General features: G+C 45.1%; 24 protein-coding genes. 9 read left to right on the forward strand and 15 right to left on the reverse strand.

What is annotated here, in order from left to right:
* Window positions 1-237: 237 nt before the first annotated feature.
* Both AC58U0_RS09060 and AC58U0_RS09065 read right to left on the reverse strand, forming a co-directional pair.
* On the reverse strand, window positions 238-1,293 hold the full coding sequence (locus AC58U0_RS09060) for an acyltransferase (RefSeq protein ID WP_497378673.1): 1,056 nt from the start codon (window positions 1,291-1,293) through the stop codon (window positions 238-240).
* Between the two features lie 189 nt (window positions 1,294-1,482).
* Window positions 1,483-1,818 carry a YlbF family regulator gene (locus AC58U0_RS09065; RefSeq protein ID WP_497378674.1) on the reverse strand — a complete coding sequence of 112 codons (336 nt, stop codon included), beginning with the start codon at window positions 1,816-1,818 and terminating at the stop codon, window positions 1,483-1,485.
* Window positions 1,819-1,991: 173 nt separating this feature from the next.
* Between AC58U0_RS09065 and AC58U0_RS09070 the strand changes: the two genes are divergently transcribed.
* The 5 genes from AC58U0_RS09070 (at window position 1,992) to AC58U0_RS09090 (ending at window position 8,237) form a co-directional block, all read left to right on the forward strand.
* Window positions 1,992-3,368, forward strand: coding sequence for a YheC/YheD family endospore coat-associated protein (locus AC58U0_RS09070; protein ID WP_497378676.1), 1,377 nt, complete (start codon window positions 1,992-1,994; stop codon window positions 3,366-3,368).
* 9 nt (window positions 3,369-3,377) lie between these two features.
* Window positions 3,378-4,505 (forward strand): YheC/YheD family endospore coat-associated protein, encoded by a 1,128-nt coding sequence (locus AC58U0_RS09075; RefSeq protein ID WP_497378677.1) that lies wholly within the window; start codon window positions 3,378-3,380, stop codon window positions 4,503-4,505.
* Window positions 4,506-4,605: 100 nt separating this feature from the next.
* Window positions 4,606-5,970, forward strand: a complete 1,365-nt coding sequence (locus tag AC58U0_RS09080; RefSeq protein ID WP_497378678.1) for a YheC/YheD family endospore coat-associated protein — start codon at window positions 4,606-4,608, stop codon at window positions 5,968-5,970.
* Complete coding sequence (locus tag AC58U0_RS09085; protein WP_497378679.1) at window positions 5,970-7,097, forward strand: YheC/YheD family endospore coat-associated protein; 1,128 nt, start codon at window positions 5,970-5,972, stop codon at window positions 7,095-7,097. The genes AC58U0_RS09080 and AC58U0_RS09085 overlap by 1 nt, the downstream gene beginning before the upstream one ends.
* A 6-nt stretch (window positions 7,098-7,103) precedes the next feature.
* The gene (locus AC58U0_RS09090) at window positions 7,104-8,237 is read left to right on the forward strand and encodes a YheC/YheD family endospore coat-associated protein (RefSeq protein ID WP_497378680.1); all 1,134 of its coding nucleotides are present in this window, start codon (window positions 7,104-7,106) and stop codon (window positions 8,235-8,237) included.
* A gap of 46 nt (window positions 8,238-8,283) precedes the next feature.
* Here the strand turns inward: AC58U0_RS09090 and AC58U0_RS09095 are convergent, their stop codons facing one another.
* The 4 genes from AC58U0_RS09095 to AC58U0_RS09110 all read right to left on the reverse strand — a co-directional run bounded on the left by AC58U0_RS09095 (window position 8,284) and on the right by AC58U0_RS09110 (window position 10,862).
* Window positions 8,284-8,658, reverse strand: coding sequence for an ArsR/SmtB family transcription factor (locus tag AC58U0_RS09095; RefSeq protein ID WP_497378682.1), 375 nt, complete (start codon window positions 8,656-8,658; stop codon window positions 8,284-8,286).
* 28 nt (window positions 8,659-8,686) lie between these two features.
* A complete protein-coding gene (locus AC58U0_RS09100) occupies window positions 8,687-9,685 on the reverse strand; it encodes a cation diffusion facilitator family transporter (RefSeq protein WP_497378683.1) in 999 nt (332 codons plus the stop codon).
* Window positions 9,686-9,893: 208 nt separating this feature from the next.
* Window positions 9,894-10,118 (reverse strand): spore germination protein, encoded by a 225-nt coding sequence (locus tag AC58U0_RS09105; RefSeq protein ID WP_497378685.1) that lies wholly within the window; start codon window positions 10,116-10,118, stop codon window positions 9,894-9,896.
* A gap of 75 nt (window positions 10,119-10,193) precedes the next feature.
* A complete protein-coding gene (locus tag AC58U0_RS09110) occupies window positions 10,194-10,862 on the reverse strand; it encodes an HAD family hydrolase (protein ID WP_497378686.1) in 669 nt (222 codons plus the stop codon).
* A gap of 266 nt (window positions 10,863-11,128) precedes the next feature.
* Between AC58U0_RS09110 and nagB the strand changes: the two genes are divergently transcribed.
* The 3 genes from nagB (at window position 11,129) to AC58U0_RS09125 (ending at window position 13,963) form a co-directional block, all read left to right on the forward strand.
* A complete protein-coding gene (gene nagB / locus AC58U0_RS09115; protein WP_497378687.1) occupies window positions 11,129-11,857 on the forward strand; it encodes a glucosamine-6-phosphate deaminase in 729 nt (242 codons plus the stop codon).
* On the forward strand, window positions 11,854-13,026 hold the full coding sequence (gene nagA, locus AC58U0_RS09120; RefSeq protein ID WP_497378688.1) for an N-acetylglucosamine-6-phosphate deacetylase: 1,173 nt from the start codon (window positions 11,854-11,856) through the stop codon (window positions 13,024-13,026). Before nagB ends, nagA begins: the two co-directional genes overlap by 4 nt.
* Before the next feature lie 334 nt (window positions 13,027-13,360).
* Window positions 13,361-13,963 carry a YdcF family protein gene (locus AC58U0_RS09125; protein ID WP_497378848.1) on the forward strand — a complete coding sequence of 201 codons (603 nt, stop codon included), beginning with the start codon at window positions 13,361-13,363 and terminating at the stop codon, window positions 13,961-13,963.
* 966 nt (window positions 13,964-14,929) lie between these two features.
* Here the strand turns inward: AC58U0_RS09125 and AC58U0_RS09130 are convergent.
* The 3 genes from AC58U0_RS09130 to AC58U0_RS09140 are packed head-to-tail and all read right to left on the reverse strand — an operon-like array spanning window position 14,930 to window position 16,014.
* Window positions 14,930-15,499 (reverse strand): manganese catalase family protein, encoded by a 570-nt coding sequence (locus AC58U0_RS09130; RefSeq protein WP_060645668.1) that lies wholly within the window; start codon window positions 15,497-15,499, stop codon window positions 14,930-14,932.
* Between the two features lie 15 nt (window positions 15,500-15,514).
* Complete coding sequence (locus AC58U0_RS09135) at window positions 15,515-15,781, reverse strand: spore coat protein CotJB (RefSeq protein WP_047676707.1); 267 nt, start codon at window positions 15,779-15,781, stop codon at window positions 15,515-15,517.
* On the reverse strand, window positions 15,778-16,014 hold the full coding sequence (locus AC58U0_RS09140; RefSeq protein ID WP_376773852.1) for a spore coat associated protein CotJA: 237 nt from the start codon (window positions 16,012-16,014) through the stop codon (window positions 15,778-15,780). Before AC58U0_RS09140 ends, AC58U0_RS09135 begins: the two co-directional genes overlap by 4 nt.
* A gap of 205 nt (window positions 16,015-16,219) precedes the next feature.
* Between AC58U0_RS09140 and AC58U0_RS09145 the strand changes: the two genes are divergently transcribed.
* Window positions 16,220-16,912, forward strand: coding sequence for a C40 family peptidase (locus AC58U0_RS09145; RefSeq protein WP_497378689.1), 693 nt, complete (start codon window positions 16,220-16,222; stop codon window positions 16,910-16,912).
* Window positions 16,913-16,977: 65 nt separating this feature from the next.
* Here AC58U0_RS09145 and AC58U0_RS09150 read toward each other — a convergent pair whose 3' ends face one another.
* From AC58U0_RS09150 to AC58U0_RS09175, 6 genes are all read right to left on the reverse strand, one after another.
* Window positions 16,978-17,688 (reverse strand): HAD family hydrolase, encoded by a 711-nt coding sequence (locus tag AC58U0_RS09150; protein ID WP_497378690.1) that lies wholly within the window; start codon window positions 17,686-17,688, stop codon window positions 16,978-16,980.
* Between the two features lie 29 nt (window positions 17,689-17,717).
* Window positions 17,718-18,764 (reverse strand): sporulation integral membrane protein YtvI, encoded by a 1,047-nt coding sequence (gene ytvI / locus AC58U0_RS09155; protein ID WP_497378692.1) that lies wholly within the window; start codon window positions 18,762-18,764, stop codon window positions 17,718-17,720.
* Between the two features lie 14 nt (window positions 18,765-18,778).
* Entirely contained in the window at window positions 18,779-20,116 is a 1,338-nt protein-coding gene (locus AC58U0_RS09160; protein ID WP_497378694.1) for a hemolysin family protein, read from the reverse strand.
* A gap of 25 nt (window positions 20,117-20,141) precedes the next feature.
* Window positions 20,142-21,269, reverse strand: coding sequence for a radical SAM/CxCxxxxC motif protein YfkAB (yfkAB, locus tag AC58U0_RS09165; protein WP_497378696.1), 1,128 nt, complete (start codon window positions 21,267-21,269; stop codon window positions 20,142-20,144).
* A 129-nt stretch (window positions 21,270-21,398) separates the two neighbouring features.
* Window positions 21,399-23,627 (reverse strand): MMPL family transporter, encoded by a 2,229-nt coding sequence (locus AC58U0_RS09170; RefSeq protein WP_497378698.1) that lies wholly within the window; start codon window positions 23,625-23,627, stop codon window positions 21,399-21,401.
* 64 nt (window positions 23,628-23,691) lie between these two features.
* Window positions 23,692-24,825, reverse strand: coding sequence for an HD-GYP domain-containing protein (locus AC58U0_RS09175; protein ID WP_497378699.1), 1,134 nt, complete (start codon window positions 24,823-24,825; stop codon window positions 23,692-23,694).
* Window positions 24,826-24,900 lie beyond the last annotated feature (75 nt).

The following is a 24,900-nucleotide window of genomic DNA, read 5'->3' on the forward strand; positions in this document are numbered from 1 at the left end:
CAACAACCTTTCTTCTATATGTAGAATATATTTAGAAAGTCTCCACCGATATGGTCGACAAACTGTCACGATCTAAGCAACCTCGACTACACTGAAACCAGACTGTCCAACAATCCGTCTTTACAATTATCAGATACTCAAGAGGAATTTTCAATGAATATCCGCTTTTGGTTGTGGGAAACGTGCGACTGTGAAGTAAACAAAAAAAGACCCAACCAACAGGGTCTTAATCTTCCATCATATCGATAACACTTTTCTTACTTTTCTATATAACAGCGTGAGTACCCACGGTATCGCAACAATCAGCACAAAAACGATTCCATTATACACGTTAAAAAGCAAAATCGAGCCGGGTATATGTACTTTATATTTCCATAGGGATAACAACGCTGGATGCATTAAGTAGACACCAAACGACACCGAACCTAACGAGACGAAAAAGCGCGCAACTTTGGTTGATTTTTGGAGAAGCCATTTCGCGATCCAGATAAAGCTTACACCAATGCCAATGCTGTAGAGCAGCCATAAAATTTCATACCACGTATTTTCAAACTTAAATCCTTTTAGTCCCAATAGGTAAAGCATCACATAGGCCAAACCACTAAGAACTGCAGCTGGCAGCACCCAACCCTTGTTCCGATCCATCCAAGAACGAAAGGAACCGTAGCTCATGCCAATTGCACCGCCCACGAGAAAATACCCGAAGTACGTTATGCAAAGCTCTGGTTTATGACTAATTGTACCGAACCAGTGGGTGTAAATGTAAACGCCTGCTTGAATGGCTAGTCCCCAAAGTGCCAGCGTCCGGCGAAACCAAGGCGCATTTCTAACAGCCCAAACTAGCAGCGGAAACAACAGGTAGAACTGTACGATAATAATCATAAAATACAAGTGATAGCCGGAATCCGCCCATTTTAATTGTTCCAGAAAAATACGCAGATCAAACTTAACGGGGTGCCCCGGCGTCCAAAGCCAAGGATTATATATATAATAGAAGAAGGACCAAACGATATAAGGAACTAACACTTGGCGGACACGTTTCCAGTAGAAGATACCGGCCTGTTTCGCGCTCCAATTATCCGTATAAATGTAGAATAATACAATGCCGCTCAAAAAAATAAACAGCGGAACAGCGAAATAGCTTATTTTGTTCAAAAATAAAATGATTAGTTCTGTGCTGCTCCCCTTCAAAGCCGGATCCACTGTCCAGTCCGCGGTAACATGAATCATAACGACTGCAAGGATAGCGAAGGCTCTAACGAGATCGAGCTCCGTGATTTTTGCTTTTGCCATAACGGTTTCAAATCCTCTTTTCCTAATAAATACCCTTTTACTATAGACAGTTTCGAGTTATTTCGCAACAGCGAGCCTAGCAAAAAGGTATCCCTGCTCTTAGATTGCTTACTAAAAAAAGAGTGTAGCCCAGGAGTAGACTTCCAGACGACTAGATGACTAGACTTCTCTACAGGGATACACTCTTTTTTATTTCAACATTGCTTCTAACGGCTCAGCAATAATCCGCTGCACATCTTCCAGCATGATCGACAATCGACGCTCCGCATCGAATAATTGGTTAATACGCGGATTGAGGGCGAGCTCCTCATACCGTTTCTGTAATTTTTCCATATCCTCTTGCGGTGGCATTTCGCCTCCCGCCATTTTCTGCTGCAGCTCATTTTGACGATTGCGAAAATCTCCCAACAAGTTCTTACTGGATGCATCGCCGTTAATAATGGAGCGGAACTCCTTCATATCCCTGTATTCGCTGCTTTCCTTAATTGCTTTTGCCAATTCGTAAGCCTTATCATGTACATTCATTTTATTTCCTCCTCATTTTTCATTTGTAATGGCCAATGTACTTACTCAACGAATAAAAGGGCACTTTCGGACAGATGCCTAGGCACCAAGGGAAATATGTCCTCATATGATGGAGTAGTTTACTTTGCTTAAGCAAACAATGCCATTTTTGATGCTGGAAGGAGTGTTCGCTATTGACCCGGACGAAAGTTGGAATATCCATTCAAGGCACCAGCATCTATTTGGATGATCGGACCGTTGTTCTAAGTGAAGCCATTGCAAAAAAATGGAAAGTTCCGTCCAATCAAACGATTACTATGCGATTTGGCTCTGCCAAGCAGGATGTCAAAGTTGTCACCGCATCAACGTCGAACAGTTTACGTATAAACCCTGCTCTCGCTTCCAAAATCGGTCTTCATCATGGGGCCCAACTCAATCTTCATTATAGGCAAAAAGAAAGCACCTTGTCGATCGGACCCTTGATTGGCGTAATGATTAGCCGAGTTTATGCTAGCTCAAATGATCGCCCATTCGGTGCTATCACCGCTTTTTGTAGAGAAATGACGGACGCGTGTGACCTTTTTGGGGCTATTGTGTGCTTTTTTCCGCCAGATGAAATGCATGCCAATGCCCAAACTCTATCTGCGTATTCTTATTCCAATGGTTCCTGGAGCAAAAAAACGTTTCCGATCCCCAATGTCATCTATAATCGCCTTACCTCGCGCAAATACGAAAACATGACCAATGTTCAACAATTCATGAAAGACGTCAAAGCTCGCCATGCCACTGACATCTTTAATGAGAAATATTTGAACAAAACTGAAGTATTCGAGGCCTTGCGCAAAGATAACACCCTCCATGGATATTTACCCGAATCCTATCTTTTCAAAAACTATCAGATGTTGAAATCCATGGCCGCACGCCATCCGGTCCTATTCCTTAAACCGATTACCGGAAGTTTAGGTAAAGGAATCATTCGCATTCGCAAGGAAGCTGGAGATGGCTTTACCTGTCATTTTACGAACCTAGCTGGGGTTCGCAAACAATCTTTCCCTTCGCTAACCGCTGTGTTCCAGGCCTTATCCGGCAAGCTCAAGACACAACGTTATCAATTACAACAAGGACTCGATCTCATCACTTCCGACGGTAACCCTGTTGATTTCCGAGCGCTTGTACAGAGGGGAGCCTTAGGACAATGGGCGATAACGTCGATTGTTGGCCGCGTTGCAGGAACGCAGCATTTTGTCTCTAACCTGGCTCGTGGCGGAAGCCTTACGACCGTGCCTGGAGCACTTGCTAAATCATCGTTTTCGTCTGCTACACGTGTCTCAGTTTCGGGACGTTTGCGCAAGGCATCTCTAGACATCGCCAAAGGGATTGAAACACAAATTCCTAATCATTTTGGAGAGCTAGGAATCGACCTTGCTGTAGATAAAATGGGGAAAGTTTGGTTGCTTGAAGTAAACTCCAAACCGTCCAAGGATGATAATACCCCCCTTAACAATGAACGGAAAATTAGACCGTCTGTGAAACAAATCGTGCAGTATGCGCGTTTTTTAGCGAAGTTCTGAGGTGAAAACATGCGGTTAAGCGCAAGTCGTCCCTTGTTAGGGATCATGGTGACGGAACAGAATCGAAAGCTGCCTTTTGCAAGTTCGGACTTTTTTGAACATCTCATTTCTTATGGTGATAGCGAGGGCCTCGACGTGTTCGTATTCTCACCGAATCGTATCGATTGGAAGCAAGATATGGTGAAAGGTTACACCTACTTGAGTGAAACACACGAGTGGGTCATGAAACTCTTCCCTCTTCCTTCACTTATCTATGATCGATGCTTCTTTAGCAATAAACACAGCTATAGGCAGTACCGTTACCATGTTGGCAAGCTGCGTGCGAAACCCCATATTCGTTTTCTCGGTTACGGTTTGAGCGGAAAATGGGAAGTGGGTCAGATCCTACAGAAAGACAGCACTTTGCATCTCTACTTACCTAAAACGAGTATGCTGACAAGTGGCACCGAGCTAAGAAAGTGGCTTCGTAGAAGGAGCGACGTTTTCCTGAAACCACAGGGTGGCAGCCAAGGCAGAGGTGCCTTGCACATTCACAAGATAAGTACTATGGACGATAACTGCTCTTTTCATATAAAAGGGCGCGACGCCCATAATCACCCCATAGAGCGTAATTTTAAAGACTTTGACTCGTGCTGGCTTTGGCTTCGCAACCTGATTGGTATGCGACCCTATCTAATACAAGAATACCTAACTCTCCACTCAACAGGGGGAATGGCTTACGATGTACGTTCCCTCGTGCAAAAAAACGGCCGTGGGTTATGGGAAAGTACCGGCATGGCCGTACGTATTGGTAAACCTGGAAGCATCACCTCCAATCTACATGGCGGAGGCACTGCTGAAGATGTGACCTCGTTCCTTACCAGGGAGTTTGGTGACTCGAAGGCAAATGAGCTTATAGCAACACTCGATATGCTTTCAAGCCGAATTCCCCCTTTTCTGGAAGCTCATCACGGGCGACTGGCTGAGCTTGGTATTGATCTAGGGATTGATTCTTGTGGTCGCGTGTGGATTCTTGAAGTGAACTCGAAGCCGGGCAGGATGATTTTCGCACGAATGTGTAACGAGAAAGCACGCACGACATCCATTGCAAACCCTATACATTATGCTGGATTCTTACTCCACAAAAAGCTGAGTTGAGCTTGGCTTTGCTGGTATGTGCCAAAGTAGGCAGATGGTCAAATCTGCCTGTTTTGACACGGAAAGCCCCGTAGGGCAACAAGTTTAGGAGGGTAACCTAATGAGTTTGACAACGTGTATGCTCCACGCCGTACAACGAACAGATAGATCGGTCTACTTAACAAGTGAACTCGTCAAAGCTTTACGGTTAACCGGCAATAAATCGATAACTGTAAAGGTTGGCACTAAAAAAGCGACCCTACCGATCCGTCTGATCAAAAAAAGTGGTCAGCATATGTACATTCCGCTTTCCCTAATGGCCTCCTTACGCATTCCTCGAACAGGGAGTGTGTTCGTAACCAATAACAATAATAAAGAACTTCGTATCGGTCCTGTCATTGGTATCTTGACCAACGTAGCGAGCGGTACATCGCCCTTCGGTACAAAAACTGGATTCATTCGCCAAGTTATGAGTACAGCCTCAACGAAGTCCTTCGCTTTCGCTTTCAGCCCCAGCAGCGTAAATTGGATTCAAGAAACGGTTACAGGCATTATTCCAAAAGAAGGCGGAGGTTGGGTACGCAAAACATTCCCATTGCCTGATGTTGTCTATAATCGAATGTCCAGCCGCAAAGCGGAGAAATCTGCAGGGATGGAAGGCTTTAAAGACCGATTTGTTCGAAGGGGGATTCCCCTCTTTAACTGGAGCTTCTTTGATAAATGGGACGTTTACAAGATGTTAGATGGCGATGATGCTTTCCGCTTCGTCCCAGAATCCAAGATCAATCCGTCTGCTGATCAAATTAAGGAAATGCTTGATAAGCATAAATTCATTTACTTGAAACCAACGGCAGGCTCTTTAGGAATCGGCATTTTCCGTGTGACTTATAACCCTAAGCGAGGTTACTTCGTTCGGTACCGCAAGGGCGGTAAAAATGTTCTCATCCGTTACGGAAAATTCGAGGGTTTAATGCAAATGCTTGGAACTGGACGTGGCCGCCTCACGAATTATGTCGCACAGCAAGGAATTCGTCTCATTGAAATTGACAGCTGCCCTATTGATTTTCGCTTCCATTTAACGAAGAACGGCAATAACAATTGGGTCGTAGCAGCGATCGGCGCAAAGAAATCCGGTAAAGGCAGCGTCACAACCCATATCCGCAATGGCGGTCAATTAATGACGCCAGAACAGGTACTGCGTCAAATCTACGGCAGTCGCGCGGAGCAAGTGCTTACCAATGCCAAAGAAACAGCGATTAAGCTCGCTGAGGGTATCGAGAATAACTATAACCATTTACTTGGAGAACTCGGATTCGATATCGGAATTGATCAAAGCGAGAAAATCTGGATGTTCGAAGCAAATGCCAAACCGGGGAGATCCATTTTCAAGCATCCCTCTTTGAAAGAAGGGGACGTCGCTACCCTACAAAATATTTACGAGCACTGCCTCTTTTTGAGTCGCTTCCGCTCTAGGAGGGAAAACTAATGGTCTTCTTCCTTCATGAGATAGGACTTAAAAAACCTACTCTGGCCATTCTCACTGTTAAGGATAGTAAGCGTGTATTTCGTGGCAATCTGGACAATTTCCGTGATTTAATTCAAACTGGCGAACAACTTGGCGTTGATGTATACATCGTGACTACGAAGGACTTCACCTTATCCAGCCCCGAAATATATGGTTATCGCTTCAATGCCGAAACCAAAAAATGGAGCAGGGAACTCGTTCCCGCTCCACAAGTTGTATACAATCGTATTCCCTATCGCAAGATGGAAATGAGGCCTGAAGTCCAGCAAACCATTCAATCATGCAATCGCAGCTCCAGCATTCAGTTATTCAATCCTTCCTTCTTCAACAAATGGACCTTGTTCGGGTGGTTAAATAGTGCCAAAGAAAGCAAACCTTATATGCCCGATACGCAGCAATTGAACTCGGCAAATGATCTGACTCAGCTATTGCGTAAACATGCCGTTCTCTACTTAAAACCAGTTAAAGGTAAAGCAGGGAAAGGCATTATGCGCATTGATCGATATACGACTGAAAATGGCCGCCGTTATCGGCTGAGCCGCCAAGAAGATAAGAAGATGGCTTATAGTTACCACAATTCCACTGATGAACTATGGAATGAATGGAATAAACACCGTGGTACCCATGACTACATTGTGCAGCAAGGTATCGCTTTAACGAGATACAAAGGGCGAGCTTACGATTTACGCGCTTTGGTCCAGAAGACGTCCAAAGGCGTCTGGAGTGTATCCGGTATTGGAGCTCGTGTAGCTGGTAAAGCTAGCATCACGACACATGTACCTCGCGGCGGATCAATCGACGAGCCACGCAAGCTGCTTACGAGTGCGTTTGGTGGCACGGAAGCCAAAAATATTTTGAAACGAGTTCGCAAAGCCGCTGTTACACTCGCTGCGCAAATTGAGAAGTCATCCGGCAATCAACTTGGCGAAATGTCGATGGATATTGGTGTCGATACCGCTGGACACATCTGGTTCTTCGAAGCTAATTCTAAACCAATGAAATTCGATGAACCCAAAATTCGTCAAAAGTCACTTGAACGCATTATCCGTTACAGCCTTTACTTGATCAATCATGGGAGAAGAAGGTGATTATGCTTGTCATCGAAAAGACTGGGCGTACTCGCTATCTATTTAAGTAAATCTCGGCTCGAAGAGCTCTCTTACTTTCAGCGGTTAAGTAGGGAGGGAAAGAAACTTGGTGTGCAAGTTGAGGTATTTACCCCGGATGACGTCGAAGGTGACAACGCCGTTCGTACGCTGACGTATGATTCCGGTCTGGGGAAATGGATTCGCAAGCGGACTTCTTTTCCCCCTATTATTTATGATCGCTGCCGGTATAAAGCGGCGGCAAATTATCAGATGCTCAAAGCATTTCGTAATCAACATGCCAAGCTTACCTATTTAAGTAAACCTTTAGCTAACAAATGGTCGATGCATCAAACCCTTTCAGAAAATGAGAGCATTCGCCCCTATTTACCTGCTACTGTCCGATTTAGCTCCGTGCAGGAGCTGCTGAAGGTTCTAAAGAAGCATAAGCTAATCTATGTAAAACCGAAGAATGGCACGGGTGGAAGAGGAATATTACGAATTGAACAGCTCGGTTCTGATCTTTTTTTATTACAAGGAAGGAATCAGCAACGAACCATCATCGCTCCATTCCGTGCGACGGAAAAACAGCTTGCGATCAAACTGCATACCCTGAAATTGAGCCCCGATTATGTGGTTCAGCAAGGAATCCAGCTAACACTGAGGGATGGCCGTGTGCATGATTATCGTTTGCTAATTCAGAAAAATGGCCATGGTGAGTGGGAAGTCACAGGTTGTGCGGGACGTATTGGTCCTCATCGCAGCATCACTTCAAATCTTCATGGCGGCGGGAGTGCAGTCACCCAGGATAAATTGTTAGCCTACCGTTTTTCTTCTGAAGAAAAAATGGATGCAATTAAGAAAGAGATGAACAGCTTCGCGTATAAGCTCGCTAACTATTTGGAAAGTAAATTCGGTAAGTTATGCGAGTTAGGCATGGATATTGCCGTAGATCCCAAAGGAAATATTTGGCTGCTTGAAGTCAATCCTAAGCCATCACGAGAAGTATTTCGCAAAATTGGTCAACATTCGATCTATCAGAAGGCGGTTACAAGGCCACTTGAATATGCGGTCTGGATGATGAAACAAAAGAAAATAAAAATAGAAGAACAACAAACAGAAGAAACAAAAGCCGAATCATAAGGCAAGCAATCGGAAGCGTCAGCTAAAAAACTAGCCAGCTTCCGGCTTACATATGCTGAAGATGTCCCAAAGTCTGAACAAAAATTTGCTCAATATGGTCATCGTCTAGCGAATAAAAGACCGTTTTCCCCACTTTACGTCTTTTGACAATGTGCAAATCCCGCAAGTAGCGGAGCTGATGTGAAACAGCCGACTGCCCCATCGCAAGAAGCGTTGCAAGATCATGCACGCATAGCTCCTTTTGCTGCAGGTAATAGATCATTTTAACCCTTGTCGGATCGCCTAAGGCTTTGAATACCTCCGCAATCCCTACGGCCTGCTCCTCCGTTATTTGAGGTTCCTGTATAAGCTGTACCGAATCAGCCCCTGTACAAGTACATGTGTCCTCATCTTCAATTGCTTCTATCTCTATTTTTTCCATGATCATCCCTCCTTAGCGTTTTGCTTCGTTATACTTTTAGTTCCGGATGGGCGTTAGTCGAGTTTTCAATTTGAATAGTAGCATGAGTGATTTGAAATCGTTCCTCTATTTGATGAATAGCTTTCTGGAGGACTACCTGACTATCATGATCATCGGCAATGAGTAAATGGCAGCTCAGAGAATCAAGGCCTGAAGTAATTGTCCAAATATGTAAATCATGAACATTAATAACACCATCAATGCTCTCCAGTGCGTGTTTGACATCCCCATAAGAAACAGTTGCTGGAGTTCCCTCCATCAATATATGGATCGTCGATTTCAGGACGGTCCAAGCCCCCTTAAGAATAAGTAGAGATACAATAATACTAATGATTGGATCCGCCGCATACCAACCGAAGATCAGCATAGCCCCACCGGCTAATATAGCGCCCACAGAGCCCAAAGCATCACCTAGAATATGCAGATAAGCGCTGCGCAGATTGAGATTGCCATGCACATCCCCTTTACGCATAAGTGCCCAAGCACTAAGTAAGTTGGCCATTAAACCGACGCATGCAATGAGCATCATTGAACCGCTGGCAACAGTAGGAGGATCCATAAATCGCCCAATTGCTTCCCAGATAATGAGCCCTGCTATTACAAATAGGGTGACAGCATTGAAAAGAGCCGCTAAGATTTCAATTCTATGAAAACCATAGGATTTATGAGCTGATGATGGCTTGGCAGCGAACCAAAGGGCGGTGAGACTCAATACAAGAGAGCCTGCATCACTTAACATATGGCCTGAATCCGAGAGCAGCGCTAAACTATTGGTCCATAATCCACCTGCAAACTCTAAAATCATGATGCTCGCTGTAATACATAGCGCAATAAGGAGTCCTTGTTTATTTCCGCTGTGGCCATGGTGGTGATGTCCATGATGATGTCCATGGTGAGCGTGCTCGTGTCCTTGGTGACCCACGTGACCGCTGCAATTAGAGTGATCTTTGTGTTGATGTGATTGTACGTCAGACTCATGATGCTGCATGGATTTCCCTCCCTGTCTCTCAATCCTTTAGAATGAAATGCTGCCGTTTGGTTTATACATGGCAACACTATATATGAACAATTGCTCATATATACATAATAGTAAGTGAAACATGCTGATGTCAATATCGTTTCTGCAAAAAAAAGATCGATTCATTTGCTCAAATTCACTTGAGCCTGAATCGATCTAACGAATGGTTCTCTAACTGCTATGCCACCGTTCCGGCTTTGTTCGCTCCAGCCTCTATCCCATCCGGGTCAAACGTGATCGTTGCGCTAACCAGCGTATTGGTTACCCCAAAATCTCCCGTAATTCCGCCGCCTCCACCTGTATAGGTTTTGGATGCGCTTGTCGGAGCAATTACGCAAGTATCGCCGTTCACCAGATTTCCTTCATTCCTAATAACGTTGAATATTCCTATAAAAGAAGGCATTCTGATCACCCTTTTTCTATCAAAGTTCTACAGTGTATGCCTATCTAGCCATGTTTGCGACAGCCTAGCCCTCAATTACAAATATTCAAGCAGTTCGGCGAAGCTGCGGATTCGTATATGCGCACCCTCTAGCTCTCCCGACTCACGAAAACCTGCATAATCGCAAGCCGCTACGGTTAGGTTATTCTGGAGTCCTGCCTCTACGTCGGATGAGCGATCGCCAACCATCCAGGCTGATTGGATATGATGTGTTTCCAGCAGTATTTTTACTAAATCCACCTTGGATCTTGTTCGATATTGCCCTGCACTGTACAATCCTTCGAATAAATGCGCTACACCTTTAGAATCAATAACATGCCGAACATAATCTTCAAGTCCATTGCTTGCGACAAATAAACGAATTCCTTTACGATGTAAAACTTCTAAGGTTTCAGCCACTCCTTTATAAAGATCGCCCTGCCCCTGCTGCAGTCCCTCCACTTGATACTTGATCAGAAGCTTATCTGCTTCCTGACGAGTGGCCATCGGCTCATTTGGCATAACCCGCTCCCAGATATGCTCAAGAAGCATACCTAGCGCCCCTAAAATTCGTTCTTCCGGCGGAGTCTCACCAGTAAAAAGGCCTTTAGCTCGAAGCTCATCGAACGTCTTATGGTAAGCAGGCAGAAGTAAGGTCTCCGTCTGAAATAATGTTCCGTCCAAGTCAAAAAGCATCGCTTCGGGTTGGTTTCTCTGATTACTCATTATCAAGCTCCTTCTTATGCTCAGTATAGAAAATAAAAGTTATGATCTTAGATAAGAATGGCAAACATACCCATGTAAGTCAATATTCATAATTAGGAAAAAGCCTGTTGCCGATAAGAAAAAATTCAGTTATGATTGAAATGAGAGTAATTTGTTTTTAAAATGATATTTTCATGCAAAATACCATCATAATTAGTCAAAATAGGGATCACATCTTGCAAACATCCCTATTCGATAACTTATCTTTGAAAGTGAGGAAGACGATCATGAATCTTCATATTTTTCAAAATCAACAAGAGCTGAATGAAGCTGGAGCCGGCATTATTACCTCGCTTGTCCAAATGCAGCCTAAAGCGGTATTGGGTCTAGCCACAGGCGGAACACCTGTAGGCGTTTATGAGGAGCTAGTTAAAGCTTACGATAAAGGACGGGTTAGCTTTAAATCCGTCACAACCTTTAATTTGGATGAATATTGCGGTTTACCGGTAGATCACCCAGAAAGTTATCACGCTTATATGCAGCAGCATTTGTTTGCACATATTGACTTACCTGCTGCTAGAGCCCATATCCCAAACGGTAATGCAGCGGATCTAGAAGCGGAATGCGAACGTTATAACCAGCTTTTAGAAGAAGCGAAACAAATCGATTTGCAAATTCTCGGCTTAGGCCATAACGGGCATATTGGTTTTAATGAACCTGATCATTCCTTGATCAGCGGTACACACCGCGTAGAATTAAAAGAGGAAACTCGCGAAGCGAATGCACGTTACTTTAACTCCATCGATGAAGTTCCGACTCATGCCTTAACCATGGGTGTAGGCACCATCTTGAAAGCCAAAACGATCCTGTTGATCGTTCGTGGAGCCGATAAAGCCGAAATCGTACATCGCGCACTTACAGGTCCGATTACAACGGAAATTCCGGCAACCCTTTTGCAAACTCACCCACACCTTGTCGTTCTTCTTGATGCTGAGGCGGGGAGGCTTTTTGAATGAGTGAACTTGTGATTTCGGGGGCTAAAATCGTAACTGAGCAGGGAATTATTGAGCGAGGCATCCTTCATGTGAAGGATGGCTTTATCGCTTTTGTTGGCGATATGTCACAGTGGGACCCGTCTGCTGCCGGTTCTGCCGCTAGGTCAGTCGATGCCCATGGCAGCTGGTTGTTGCCAGGGTTCATCGATGTTCATGTTCATGGAGGATACGGTGCCGATTTCATGGATGCGAATCCAGAGACACTTGACATTATTACTCGGTTTCATGCCTTACACGGCACAACCTCCATGCTGGCTACGACGATGACAGCGACTCGATATGCAATTGATCGAGTCCTTGGTGAAGTAGACCGCTATAAGAACCAGGAGATGCCATATGCTCAGCTGCTCGGCGTACATCTAGAGGGTCCTTTCATCTCACCCAAATGGGCAGGCGCGCAAGATCCGAACCTCATGGTACCGCCTCAGCTCTCATGGATCGAAGACTGGCACGAGCGCTATCCGCAGCTCATGAAGCAGTTGACCCTAGCCCCCGAACGCGAGGGGGGCCTTGAGATGATCGCGTGGCTGCGCGATCATGGCATCGTTGCCGCTTGCGGCCACACTGACTCGACCTATGCCAACATTCAGGCGGCGGTTCGAGAGGGGCTTACGCATGCGGTGCACACCTACAACGCGATGAAGCCGCTGCATCATCGCGAACCTGGAACCGTCGGTGCGATCCTCACCGACGAACGCATCAGCGGCGAAGTGATCGCTGATGGGCACCACGTGCACCCGGCAGCGATTCGCCTGCTGGCTATGGTGAAGCAGCCGCATAGCTTGCTGCTGATCACGGACGCCATGTCAGCCGCGGGACTCGGCGACGGGCAGTACAAGCTGGGCGGGCAAGCCGTGACCGTACAGTCGGGCGTAGCCCGGCTGACGGAAGGCGGCGCGCTCGCCGGCAGTACGCTGACGATGATCGAGGCGCTCCGGTTTATGGTGCGTGAGGTCGGTGTCAGCGTCGAAGACGCGAGCCGCTTCGCAAGCGGCAACCCTGCGAGGCTGCTGCGCCTCGAGGGGTCGCACGGCTCGATTGCGCAGGGCAAGCAGGCTGACTTGCTGCTCGTCAGCCCTGAATTAGAGCTCGAACAAGTATGGGTTCGCGGCAAAGAAATTACAGCATAAGTAGGCTTGACGCACATATTTGTTGATACTAGCCCCGACTTCGTTCATATCGCGAAGCCGGGGCTTTTTGCATCTCGCTACTTTGAAGCTCTTGTAAATTTGCAGGAAAGTACCAACTTTTGTCGAAAACCCCTAAAACCATACTTGAGCTTACAAAAGAAAGGGTCTGACACCTGATATGATTTATTTGATAAAAATCGCTTACACCCTATTATTCCCTCCTGGAATTATCATACTTCTACTCTTGGCTATAGCTTTATGGCTGAAGCAAAAAAAGGAGTACCTCGGTACGCTACTTGTGGGTCTAACCGCACTTCTTTTAGGCGTATCCTCCATGCCTTATTTCGGCAATGCATTACTAAATTCCATTGAAAGAAGGTACACACCACCAGTTCAAGTGTCCGGCGACGTGCTAGTTCTCCTAACAGGAGGCGCAACCTTGGAAAATCCAGACCCTCTTACCAAAGGGGAAGGATATCTGACTGGAAACACGGCCGCGCGTGTATTAACTGTTGCTGAGCTATACCGAAGCACAAAGCTGCCTATCCTTTTGTCTGGCGGTCAAGTGTTTCGTGATACGGGCAATGAATCCCAAATTGCCAAAAGGCACCTTCTCGCGCTTGGCGTTCCCGAATCATCCATTACCATGGACGATAAGAGTCGCAATACCGAGGAAAATGCCGTGAATACACAAGCTATTCTCACAGAAAAAGGATGGAAATCTCCAATTCTCATCACATCTGCCTTCCACATGGCCAGATCCGTTAAGCAATTCCAAAAACTCAAAATAGATGTAGTCCCATACCCTAACGACTATATTTCTCAGCAGAATCAGCTCCTAAGTATAAGCAAATTCATTCCATCTTCCAGCGGTTTATCCACTACAACCATTGCGCTGAAGGAATTCTTAGGCTTGCTTGCAGCTAGGAACAATTAGACGGATATCCGCTTATTGCCACTCATACAAGAACAGCACTGGTATTCCTTTTGTATCATTAAATCATTTACAACATTTACAACATTTACATCCTTTGCATCTTCTGCATTCCTACATCCTTACATCCTTACATTCATACATCCTTGCATCTTTTGCTGCTGAGGCTTTCAATTCTCCTCTCCCCCACTAAATCTTGTTCCTTAACCCTGCAACTGTCACTTTCAAAGAGCCTATGCAAGTTAGAAGTGACATAAGCGTATAGGCTCCAATACCGTGCTTTCAACTGATGGAACTTGCGATAAGCTCCGTTTCGGAGCCTAAAATAAGAGAGAACAGAGGAGGCTGTCGATTGATTCATTATGCCTCCTCACAACTGATATTCAAAACTCCAAAATTCGATTGAGAGTCATCCAGCTTTCGTGAGGGCAAATGGGTTATAGTAGTTACCTATGTTGTATTCTCTACAACAATTCACACGTCCAAAGGCTATTTCGCAACTTGAAGTTGTAGTTTGTACAACATTTCTAGTCCCTATGTTGCGAAATGGCCTGTATAGGACCAAATTGTTGTACATGATGCAACAACGAAGCGAGAGAGGCGAGTTTTAGGCACCAATTGTTGCACTTACTACAACATCATTCAACCTCGAATATAGATTTATTCATTCAGCAACCTCAATTGGGCATAAATGATGCTTGATCCCGATTTATGACACTTCAATGTAGAGCGAGATAGGATGAATGAATCAATGGTCTCCGGAGGCTCAGAAAACGCGCTTTCAACTAATCGCAATTAAAATAAGCGCGATTTCGGAGCCTAAAGTAGCACAGCGATGAAACTAGTGGATATCGACTGAACGTCTGTTTCCGATTTTACGACTTGCGTAAAACAACAAAAAGCAGGCCTCACTGGCCCGCTTCTTTTATCCCTTATCCTAGCTACCTCGTCCTTGTCTGCTCCTCCTTATTAAAAAACCTTCTGTGCCTCCCGATCATCCTTCAAAATTTCAACAGCTTCTCTAAATCGCAGGGAATGCACAATCTCTCGCTCGCGGAGGAACTTTAGACTGTCCTGCAGGTCAACGTCATCGGTTACATCAATCAACCATTGATAGGTGGCTCTTGCTTTCTCCTCTGCGGCAATGTCCTCATAGAGGTCCGCGATGGGGTCTCCTTTGGCTTGTATGTAGGCGGCTGTCCAAGGTACACCGGATGCATTCTGATAAAAGAGCGCCTTGTCGTGGCTCACATAGTGATCGTCCAGACCAGCGGCCTTCAGTTGATCGATGGTTGCGTCTTTTGTAAGCTTATACACCATCGTTGCGATCATTTCTAAATGGGCAAACTCCTCAGTCCCAATGTCCGTTAGCAGCCCCACCACCTTATCTGGGATCGAATAGCGTTGATTCAAGTATCGCAATGCCGCCGCAAGCTCCCCGTCAGCACCCCCATATTGTTCAAGGAGCAGTTTAGCCATCCGAGGGTCGCATTTACTGACTCTGACCGGATACTGCAGCTTTTTTTCATAAATCCACATGCGCTCTCCTCCTTCTCAGACTTGCCATGGCCATGGAGGCTCACACCACTGCCAAGGTTGTTTGGTATAACTATGACCGAAATGCATGAGGGGGCCGAATTCCATCTCAAACTGCCCAGCAATTTGTTTCCTCTTCTGTGCGAATTGATTGTATTGTTGAATGGCACCCAGATCATCAGGATGAGTATCTAAATACAGCGTCAGCTCGACTAAGACGAAATCTACGGCTTGCAGATCGTGAAGCTGTCTGTAATACGAGTCTGGTAACATGGGTTCACTCATGTCAATGGGCCTCCTTCTACCGCTTTGGACTCATAAGGTCCGTAAAGCGCTGGCCAGAGCGTTCCTTTTCTCAATGCTTCATAGGGGCTAAACTGTGGCAAGCCGGGTGGTTGAAAGTTAATATATAATTGTGGCGGTGTGTTATACAATTTCACTCGAATGGGTGGACAAGGATCAAACGGACCGATGAATGGAAAATATTTTTTGAATTGTGAATCCGCATGCATATGCATATCTCTCCTCCTCTTCTGTCTTGGGAGTAAACAGGCGTATCAACAAAGGCCTATATGCTCGTTATATGCTGCATGACTTGGCCAAAATCACATGTTTTCCAACATTTCCATATTGTATGGGCTAATCGTTGACGGCTACAATGAAATCAATCGTTATCAAAACGAAGGATTTGTAGAATCTACGTACACCATGGAGGGAATTACGATGACTAATCCAAAGCTGATTCTCGCAATTGCCGCAATACTCGTAACAACCTCCGTAAGCAGTATATTCGCCTTATCTCCTGTTTCTGCCGCTGCCACTACCTCAATAACAAGTAATACAGCTTTGACGCGAGGAATGACGAGTACCTCTGTTTCGGAACTGCAAAGAAACTTGAAAAGCCTCGGTTTTTTTACATATCCAACTGTAACCGGTTACTTTGGAACAATAACCACACAAGCCGTGAAAGATTACCAGAAAGCTTATCTCCTTCCTTCCACAGGGATCGTAGACGCCGCAACTAGGCTCAGAATCGTCCATGCCTTAACCAAACGTACGATGTTGGAAGATGCCATGAACTTCATTCGAGTACCTTATCTTTGGGGAGGTGTGACCCCGCAAGGCTTTGATTGCTCTGGCTTTGTCTATTTCATGTTCAACAAACATGGGATACCCGCTGTGCGGACTACGTCTAAAGGCCTTTTTGATTCAGGAATCTCTGTAAGTCAACCTAATTTGCAGCCAGGCGATTTGGTTTTCTTTGCAATTGCAGCTCCGGGAGTGGTGGACCATGTAGGCTTCTACATGGGGAATGGGCAGTTCTTATCAGCTACTAGGTCAGCTGGCATTTATCCTCAGAGTATGATGAGTTCGTACTGGGGACCTAAATATTTAGGAGCCAAGCGCGTATATTGAAAAAAAATCCCTGCCGCGTTGCCATCGGGCAACAAAGCAGGGACTTCAATTTATGAATCAGAGGCTTACCAATTTAGAAAATCAATAAGTTCATGAAGCTGACTAACGATCGCTAGCGGTTTTTTATCGGAGGCTGAGGCAGGAGCCGTTTTACCATATTTATTGAGCCAAACTGCCTTCATGCCTATTTGCAGCGGACCAGCTACATCCGCTTCCCATGAGTCACCAACGAATAAAGTGTCCTCTGGCAGCACATTGAAATAATCAAGCGCCAGTTGATAAATACGTGGATCAGGTTTGGCTATACCGACGACATTAGAGATCCACACCTGCTCAGGAGGAAATAATTCCTTCAGGCCTAGACGCACTATTTTACCCTCTTGCATATCATGAGGTCCATTCGTAATAATTCCTAGCTGATAACGCTCCTTGAGCTTTAGCAGCAGCTCCAACACGTGAGGATCAGGCTCTAAGCTTTTTTCATATTGTTGGACGTACTGGAGGTTGAAAGCATCTGCCTCATCTTCCGACATCGTGTACTGGTGGTCAGCTAATGTTTCGATCAGCCTTCGGTTGCGATACGCTTCAACCGTGCAAATGCGCTGTTCATATAGGTAGTATAATTCATCGCTTTTCTTTTGAAATGCGGAGAAGAACGACTCGTTATCATACTCTTTGGTCACCTCATGTTCCGCAAACATCTTCTTCATCACGACATTCCACGTACTTGAGAAGTCAAACAGCGTATCATCCAAATCAAATAAAATTAACTTCATACCTTACCACCCTGTTCATCTACTGTGGCTCAATCCAGCTTAATATTTAAGTTCAACAGGCCTGCTTTACGCATAGCTTGATAAATAATAACAACCAAAGGCCCCAGAAAGAGACCAGTTATTCCTAATAACTCGAAACCAACGTACAAACTGATCAAAGCAGCGAGCGCATTAATTCCAACAGCATCACTGAGCACTTTTGGCTCTACAATGCGGCGGAATATCGTCAAAGCAAGGAAAAGGATTAACAATCCTACCCCCATTCCCGTATGTCCAATCAGCAGTTGATAGACGAGCCAAGGAATAAACACAAGCCCGGTACCAATCACAGGAACGAACTCCATAACCATTACTAATAAGGAAATGGCTAGCGGATATTCAGCGCTTAAGACCAGCAAGCCTATAAACGTGACTAAATAGGTTAACACGGCCATGATGAGCTGAGCTCGAATGAAGCCAAAGATAGCTTCCCGCAGGTAAGTCAGCACGTTTTCCATCTTCCCTTTGGAATGCTCTTCAAACATGGACAGAAAAGACATCCTAAGCTTTGGCAAACTAAACATAAACAAGTATAAAGCAATGACGTACATGAGCATTAAGATAAATAAATTCGGAATTTTTCCAGCCATATTTAAAAAGAAACCAGAAATGCCGCTTAATACATTGGTTAAAGCCCCTGTTAAGGTTTCTGTACTGCTTTCCAGCCAAGTTTGCACTTGTGCCGCCATATCTGGTGACAAGGAATCATAGAACAACTGTGTGCGGTTGACAGCTTGATCCATATACTTATTCACTTCATCCATATAATTTGGCGCTTTGCGGCCAAGATCAATGAGCTCTGTGACGACATTTAACCCAATGAAATAAAATAAGGTCAGCGTCAGCAGCGTAAAGACGGTACAAATGATCGCAGCTGCAATTAATCGGTTCACCCTTGCAGCACGCATGAGAAGTACGGTTAAAGGGTCCAAGAAAATAGCTGTCACGAGCGCGAGTAAGAATGGCAAACCTATGGTGAACAATCCGTACAATAGCAGCAATCCAAGCACCATGATTAAGATCGTCTTAGGCGACATCAGTACTCCTCCGCTTATTCATCTACAGGTTTGACAGGGTTGATTTTCGTTATGTGAATGCGCACGATACGCAGTCGATCTACTTCGGATACTTCAAACACATGGTTGCCAAAAGCCACCCTTTTGCCTTTTACAGGTGCACCTTCAAGCTTCTTAAACAACCAACCACCGATAGAGTCCACATCATCGTCCTCGATGTCCAGATCCAGCATATCGTTCAAGTCTTCAATCAGGACACGGCCGTCTACGGACGTATACTTCTCTTTCACCTCAACACCGGGCCGTTCATCGATATCGAACTCATCGTGCATCTCGCCAACGATCTCCTCCAGAATGTCCCCTAGTGCTAGAAGTCCTGCAGTACCACCGTACTCATCAATGACGATAGCAAGTTGGGAATGTTTTTTCTGCATTAATTTCAATACGCGGCTGACTTCCATCGACTCTGGAACATTGAGAATTGGACGTATAAAGTTTTTAATTTCCTGCTCTTCATCCGGATCTGCTGTTAGTAAATCAGCAATATGAACGAAACCGACGATGTTATCCTTATCTTGATCCGCCACAGGGTAACGTGTATGCTTCGTCTCATGAACCATACGCAAATTATCAATGAAGCTTAGCTCAAGGTATAGACAATCCATATCAGTCCGCGGCAGCATCACCTCACGGGCAATGCGTTCTGAGAATTCAAAAATATTATCGAAAAGCACCATTTCATCTTGATCGATATGGCCGCTTTTGACACTCTCATCCATTAAGATACGAATCTCTTCCTCTGTATGTGCCGCCTCATGCTCGCTTGCCGGATCTACACCAATCCATGAAAGAAATTTATTTGCTGTACCATTAAGCACCCAGATAATCGGGCGAAACACTCTGTAGAAGAAGAGCAGCGGCGCTGAAAGCCATAGTGAGGTTAATTCCGCTTTTTGAATCGCGAACGATTTCGGAGCCAGCTCACCGAGCACAATATGTAGGAACGTAATAAATCCAAAAGAAACAATGAAAGACAATGTTGTCGTATAAACCGAAGTCTCTACTTGAAGCTTATGTAAGAGGGGTTCCATGATCAACTCCGAGATGGCAGGCTCACCAACCCAGCCTAGTCCCAGAGAGGCAAGTGTAATCCCCAATTGTGTTGCTGATAAATAAGTATCTAGCTGCGACGTAACTTTGATGGCATACTTTGCTTTGCCGCTGCCTTCATTGACTAACTGTTGAATGCGGGATTGTCGAACTTTCACAAGCGCAAATTCAGCAGCAACGAAGAAACCATTGAGCAAGACTAATATAATAACTACTATCAGGTTAAGAACAATGGAACCGAAATCAAACGAAGTATGTGGCAAGCGTATATCTCCTTCAGTAATATGATTAGATGATAGCTTTGCGGCTTTTGAAATCAACAGAACGGTAATACGAGTCGGCTACCAGCAGGTTAGGGCCACAACAAGAAGCGCTGCTGCAGAAGCAGTTTACACGCTGATTCAGCGGATTATTCTCCCAACGGGCAAAAATGGTATCTAACTGGTCGTCATGAATGTTACCGAGAGCGGGTTCATTTGCAAAATCCGTGACGAACACCTCTCCTGTAAAAGTGCTCACATTCAAGCGGTTGCGTCCATCCGGATCATTACGTACGGTTACATTCGGCTCCTCGCGAAGCCTTTTAACCAATATTCTGTCCTCTTGAAGATCGTTGCAAGCAAAGAATGGCAATGTGCCAAACAGCATCCACATGTCACGATTCCGGCTGTCTAACAACCGATGAATGCTCGTTCTTAACTCGTCCAGAGATACCATTGGAAGATGGGAGGCAAAGGAACTGGCATACATCGGGTGAACCTCATGGCGCTTGCAACCCATTTCCTCAATGAGCTTATGAATCTGCGGTAATTTCTCATGTGTGCGTGTATTAATCATCGATTCCGCTGAGACATAAAGTCCACCTTTGCTAAGCGCGATCGTGTTATCAACCATACGTTCATACATGCGCGCCGCTGTATCATGACTAACAGGATGCCCGCTATTCACAAAGCCGACTTGATGGAAATCGGCAGCGTTCAAGTAATTGAAAGAAATATGCATGACATCCAGATATGGAGCGAGAAGTTCATACCTGGCTAAGTCAAGCGTTAAATTGGAATTGATTTGTGTACGTATACCGCGCTCTCGTGCATATTTAAGGATTGGAAGCATATAGTCTTTGACGATCTTGATGTGATACGAAGGCTCTCCACCGGTCAAGCTGATCGTTTCTAAATGCTCAACCTGGTCCAGCTGCTTCAAAATGATCGGCAAGGGAATACGCGGTCCTTCCGACATGGTTAACGAATCCCCAACCGCGCAATGCTCACATCGCATATTGCACAAATTCGTTATTGTAAGCTCTACACTTGTTAGTACGTGTTTCCCGTATTTGCGATAAGACCGAATAGGGTCCCATGGATCGTAATCGGGGGTTAGCTCCGGTAGGATGGAGCTTGTTCCATTCATATTCATGCTGTTTACACCTGACCTATCATTTCCTATTCACAAGCTAATTGTTCCTATCATGCCTATACCTATGCCCTTTATTGTAACTTATGATTCGCAAAAAAGGAAACGGCGGCAAGTTATTATGTAGCTCCGCTACCGCTTCTCTGCTTTCGATTGCGAACTCATTCGCAGCCATTTAGGTGCCCACCAGTTCGCATCCCCAAGCAGTTTCATGAGTGCTGGAACCAGCATCACTCGAACTATGGTCGCATCGATCAGCACGGCGAGACCTAGACCAAGCCCCAACGCCTTCATGATTTCGATATCTGTAAAAATAAATGATCCTACAACTACAACTAGAATGAAAGCTGCACTTGTAATTAAACTTCCAGTTTTCTTAAGCCCTTCAGCCGTACTCTTATCATTGTCACCGCTTGCTTCATACTCCTCCATAATGCGAGAAATCAGGAATACTTCATAATCCATGGATATGCCAAATACTACACAAAAAATGATAACTGGCAGCGTCGCACTGACATAACCAATGGACGTTATGTGCAGCAAATCAGCCATGTAGCCATGCTGGAACACTAACACCACAACGCCTAGACTCGCGCCAAGACTGAGCATGTTCATTAATACAGCCTTGAGCGGTAGCAAGACGGACCTAAAGGCAAGCAATAGAACGATGTAAGTAATCCCCATCACAAAAGTTAATACTTCAGGAATTTCATTCTGAATGCGATCTATAATATCCAACCTATAGGCCGGTCCTCCTGTGACTGCAATTTCAAGTCCGTCCTTACTTAAGCTGCGAAGTTCTCGGACAAGGCCATCCGTCGCCGGATCATCGGTATCTTTCTCAGGTACTACAACCATTAGTGCTGTGTGTCCTTTTGCCAATTTATTGCCTTCTATTTGTGTTTTGACATTTGAATCCCTTAGCATGGCTGCTAACTCGGCATCCGAACGTTGACCAAGTGAACTGATAAAACTCTGTACATCTTTTACCCCGGATACTCCTTTAACCTGATCACTATAAGCCCGAAGCTGACGAATCGAAGCCTCTTTCCACACTTCTCCTTCTGTATGAATAACAATTTGGATGGGCCCCATCATACGCGGATCATAGGCCGCTTTCAATAATTCCGAGCCATATCGGGATTCATAGCTGGGAGGCAGCACCTCAGCATTCGGTACGTTTAACTTTATTTGCCCCATCGGAGTCATCGTGTAGATCAGGGCACCCCCGACGATGACAACCAGCAGAACGGGTCGTTTCATTACAGCATAAGCTATCCGTTCCCAAAAGCGTGACGTTTCTTGCTTCCGAAAGCGTTTAGGAACGACCTGCAAAGAGTTAATTCTTTCACCAAGTATACCGAGAAGTGACAGCAGCATCGTATTCGCGACTATAACGGATATCGACACGACAATTACACCGCCCAAACACAAGGAGCGGAAAAAGGTGAGATCTACGAATAACATGCCAAGCAGCCCAATCAGCACCGCTATACCTGAAAAAAAGATCGATTTCCCCGCAGTCTGGCACGTCATAGCCACAGCCTCAGCTACATTCTTCTGTACCTTGAGTTCCTCCCGAAAGCGACTAACGAGAAACAAAGCGTAATCAATTCCTACGGCGAGACCGAGCATCGTCACCATATTCGGAAGGAAGTTCGATAAGGATTGGTGCTGGGCGATAAAATAGGTAATCCCTAATGTAAGGGTAACACTCATAAGCCCAACGATCATAGGTAATAGCGCCGCAACCAGGGTGCCAAACACAATTAATAATACAATCAGCGCAATCGGCAAACCAATCGCTTCTGATTTGGCAATATCATGTTTACTCGCTTCCTGCATATCATGCAAAATAGCAGGTCCGCCGGTCACATATACGTTCATGCCAGTTGGCGGGTGCACGCGTTCTTTAAGCTCCGGATATTTCTCCAGAGCAGGGTCGGTATCTAGATTTAGTGATACGGATACGGCTAGTACATCCAAATGACCTTCGTTACGAGGTGTCGCGACGAATTTCACACTTTCCACATACGGCAGCTTCTTAAGTTCGCTAAGCGAGTCCAAAATGGCTTGTTGATGGACTTTGTCCGTCATATCGAGCCCTTCCCCCGTATAAACCAGGTTCAACATCGTAAGTGGGACACCCAGCTCATCCCGCATTTGAATGAGGCCACGATCAGACTCACTACCTTTAGGCGTAAAGCCGTTATCTTTGAGCATACCCGGTGTTTGCTGAGCAAAAATAGCAAAGCTGAGAAGCAGGAGTACGCCAATTACCAGCACGAGCCATCGGAAACGATGCATCGCGTATCCCCATCTCCAGAACTTTCCTTTCACAGCTGATTCTCTCACATGCATCCCCCTAATTTGCAAAAAGAACCTGGAATCCCAGGTTCTTCGTGCTTGTTATCTATATTTTATCTTAAAATATCGTCGGCATACTTTCATCTGGATCAAATTCGCCTACTTTAATTTCCCCAATTTCTGAAATTAATGTAGAAAGCTTCGATGACAGATCAATTTCGTACGGTTCCTTTAGCTCTTGACCGGATTGATCCTGCAGCACGCGAACGATCGGCCTATGAGGCACGGTCACGTTTAACTTAGATACGATGCCAAACTCCCCGGTATTCAATCGAACTGTTATGCCTAATGGGTAAATCGCGATTTTATCACGGAATAAGGCAATCTGACTTTGATCATACATCGTGCCTGAGCCCGCGAACAGTTGCTCCATAGCTTCATGCGGCAGTAAAGGTCTTCTATATACTCTTGTTGTCGTCATAGCATCATAAGAATCGACTAACCCAACCCATTTGGCAAATTCGTTGATGTCTGTACCTTGAATCCCACGCGGATAACCGCTTCCGTTAATTCGCTCATGGTGCTGAAGAGCACAATGCGCAGACAGAAGAGGAATGTTTGGTTCGTCTTTCAAAATGTTAAACCCGTATGTCGTATGATTCTTCATCTCAGTAAATTCTTGCTCAGTCAATTGCGAAGGCTTGCGAAGAATACCAAGTGGCACTTTCGTCTTACCAATATCGTGAAGCAAAGCGCCTAATCCGAGTGTTTCTAGGTTCTCACGACTGTATCCAAAGCTAATTCCCAGCATAATGGCATAAATACTTACATTCACAGAATGCTGGAATAAGTAATTATCTTTCACATTCATATTATTGAGCATAACCATAGCCCCTTGATGAGCGCTTAGATCGTCAATAATCATTTTCATCACATCGCGGAAGTTACGTCCGATATCATAATAATTAACGGCTCCGCGTTTGTTCGAATCTTCCATTACCTTCTTAAAGGTGTTACGGATTTCGAGAACAGCCTTCGTTCTCGTTTCATCTTGAATAATATCCTCTTGAATGATGTCATTGGTCCTAGAATCTTGAATATATATGTAGTCGATTCCGTATGTAAAAAGTCGATCAATGAGTCTCTGAGAAAGCTCAACATTAACGGCCAGCAGGACCATACCATCGTCGTTGTAAATATTCTTGGCCAACCTCATTCCAGGATGACACATGTTGATCGGCATTAACAGCATTTCAGGACCCCCGAATAGGTGAGCGTTACTTTCTATCTAAATGTAATAGATTTCACAAAAAAGTTCAATAAAAAA

Source organism: Paenibacillus sp. J31P190 (assembly GCF_059692075.1).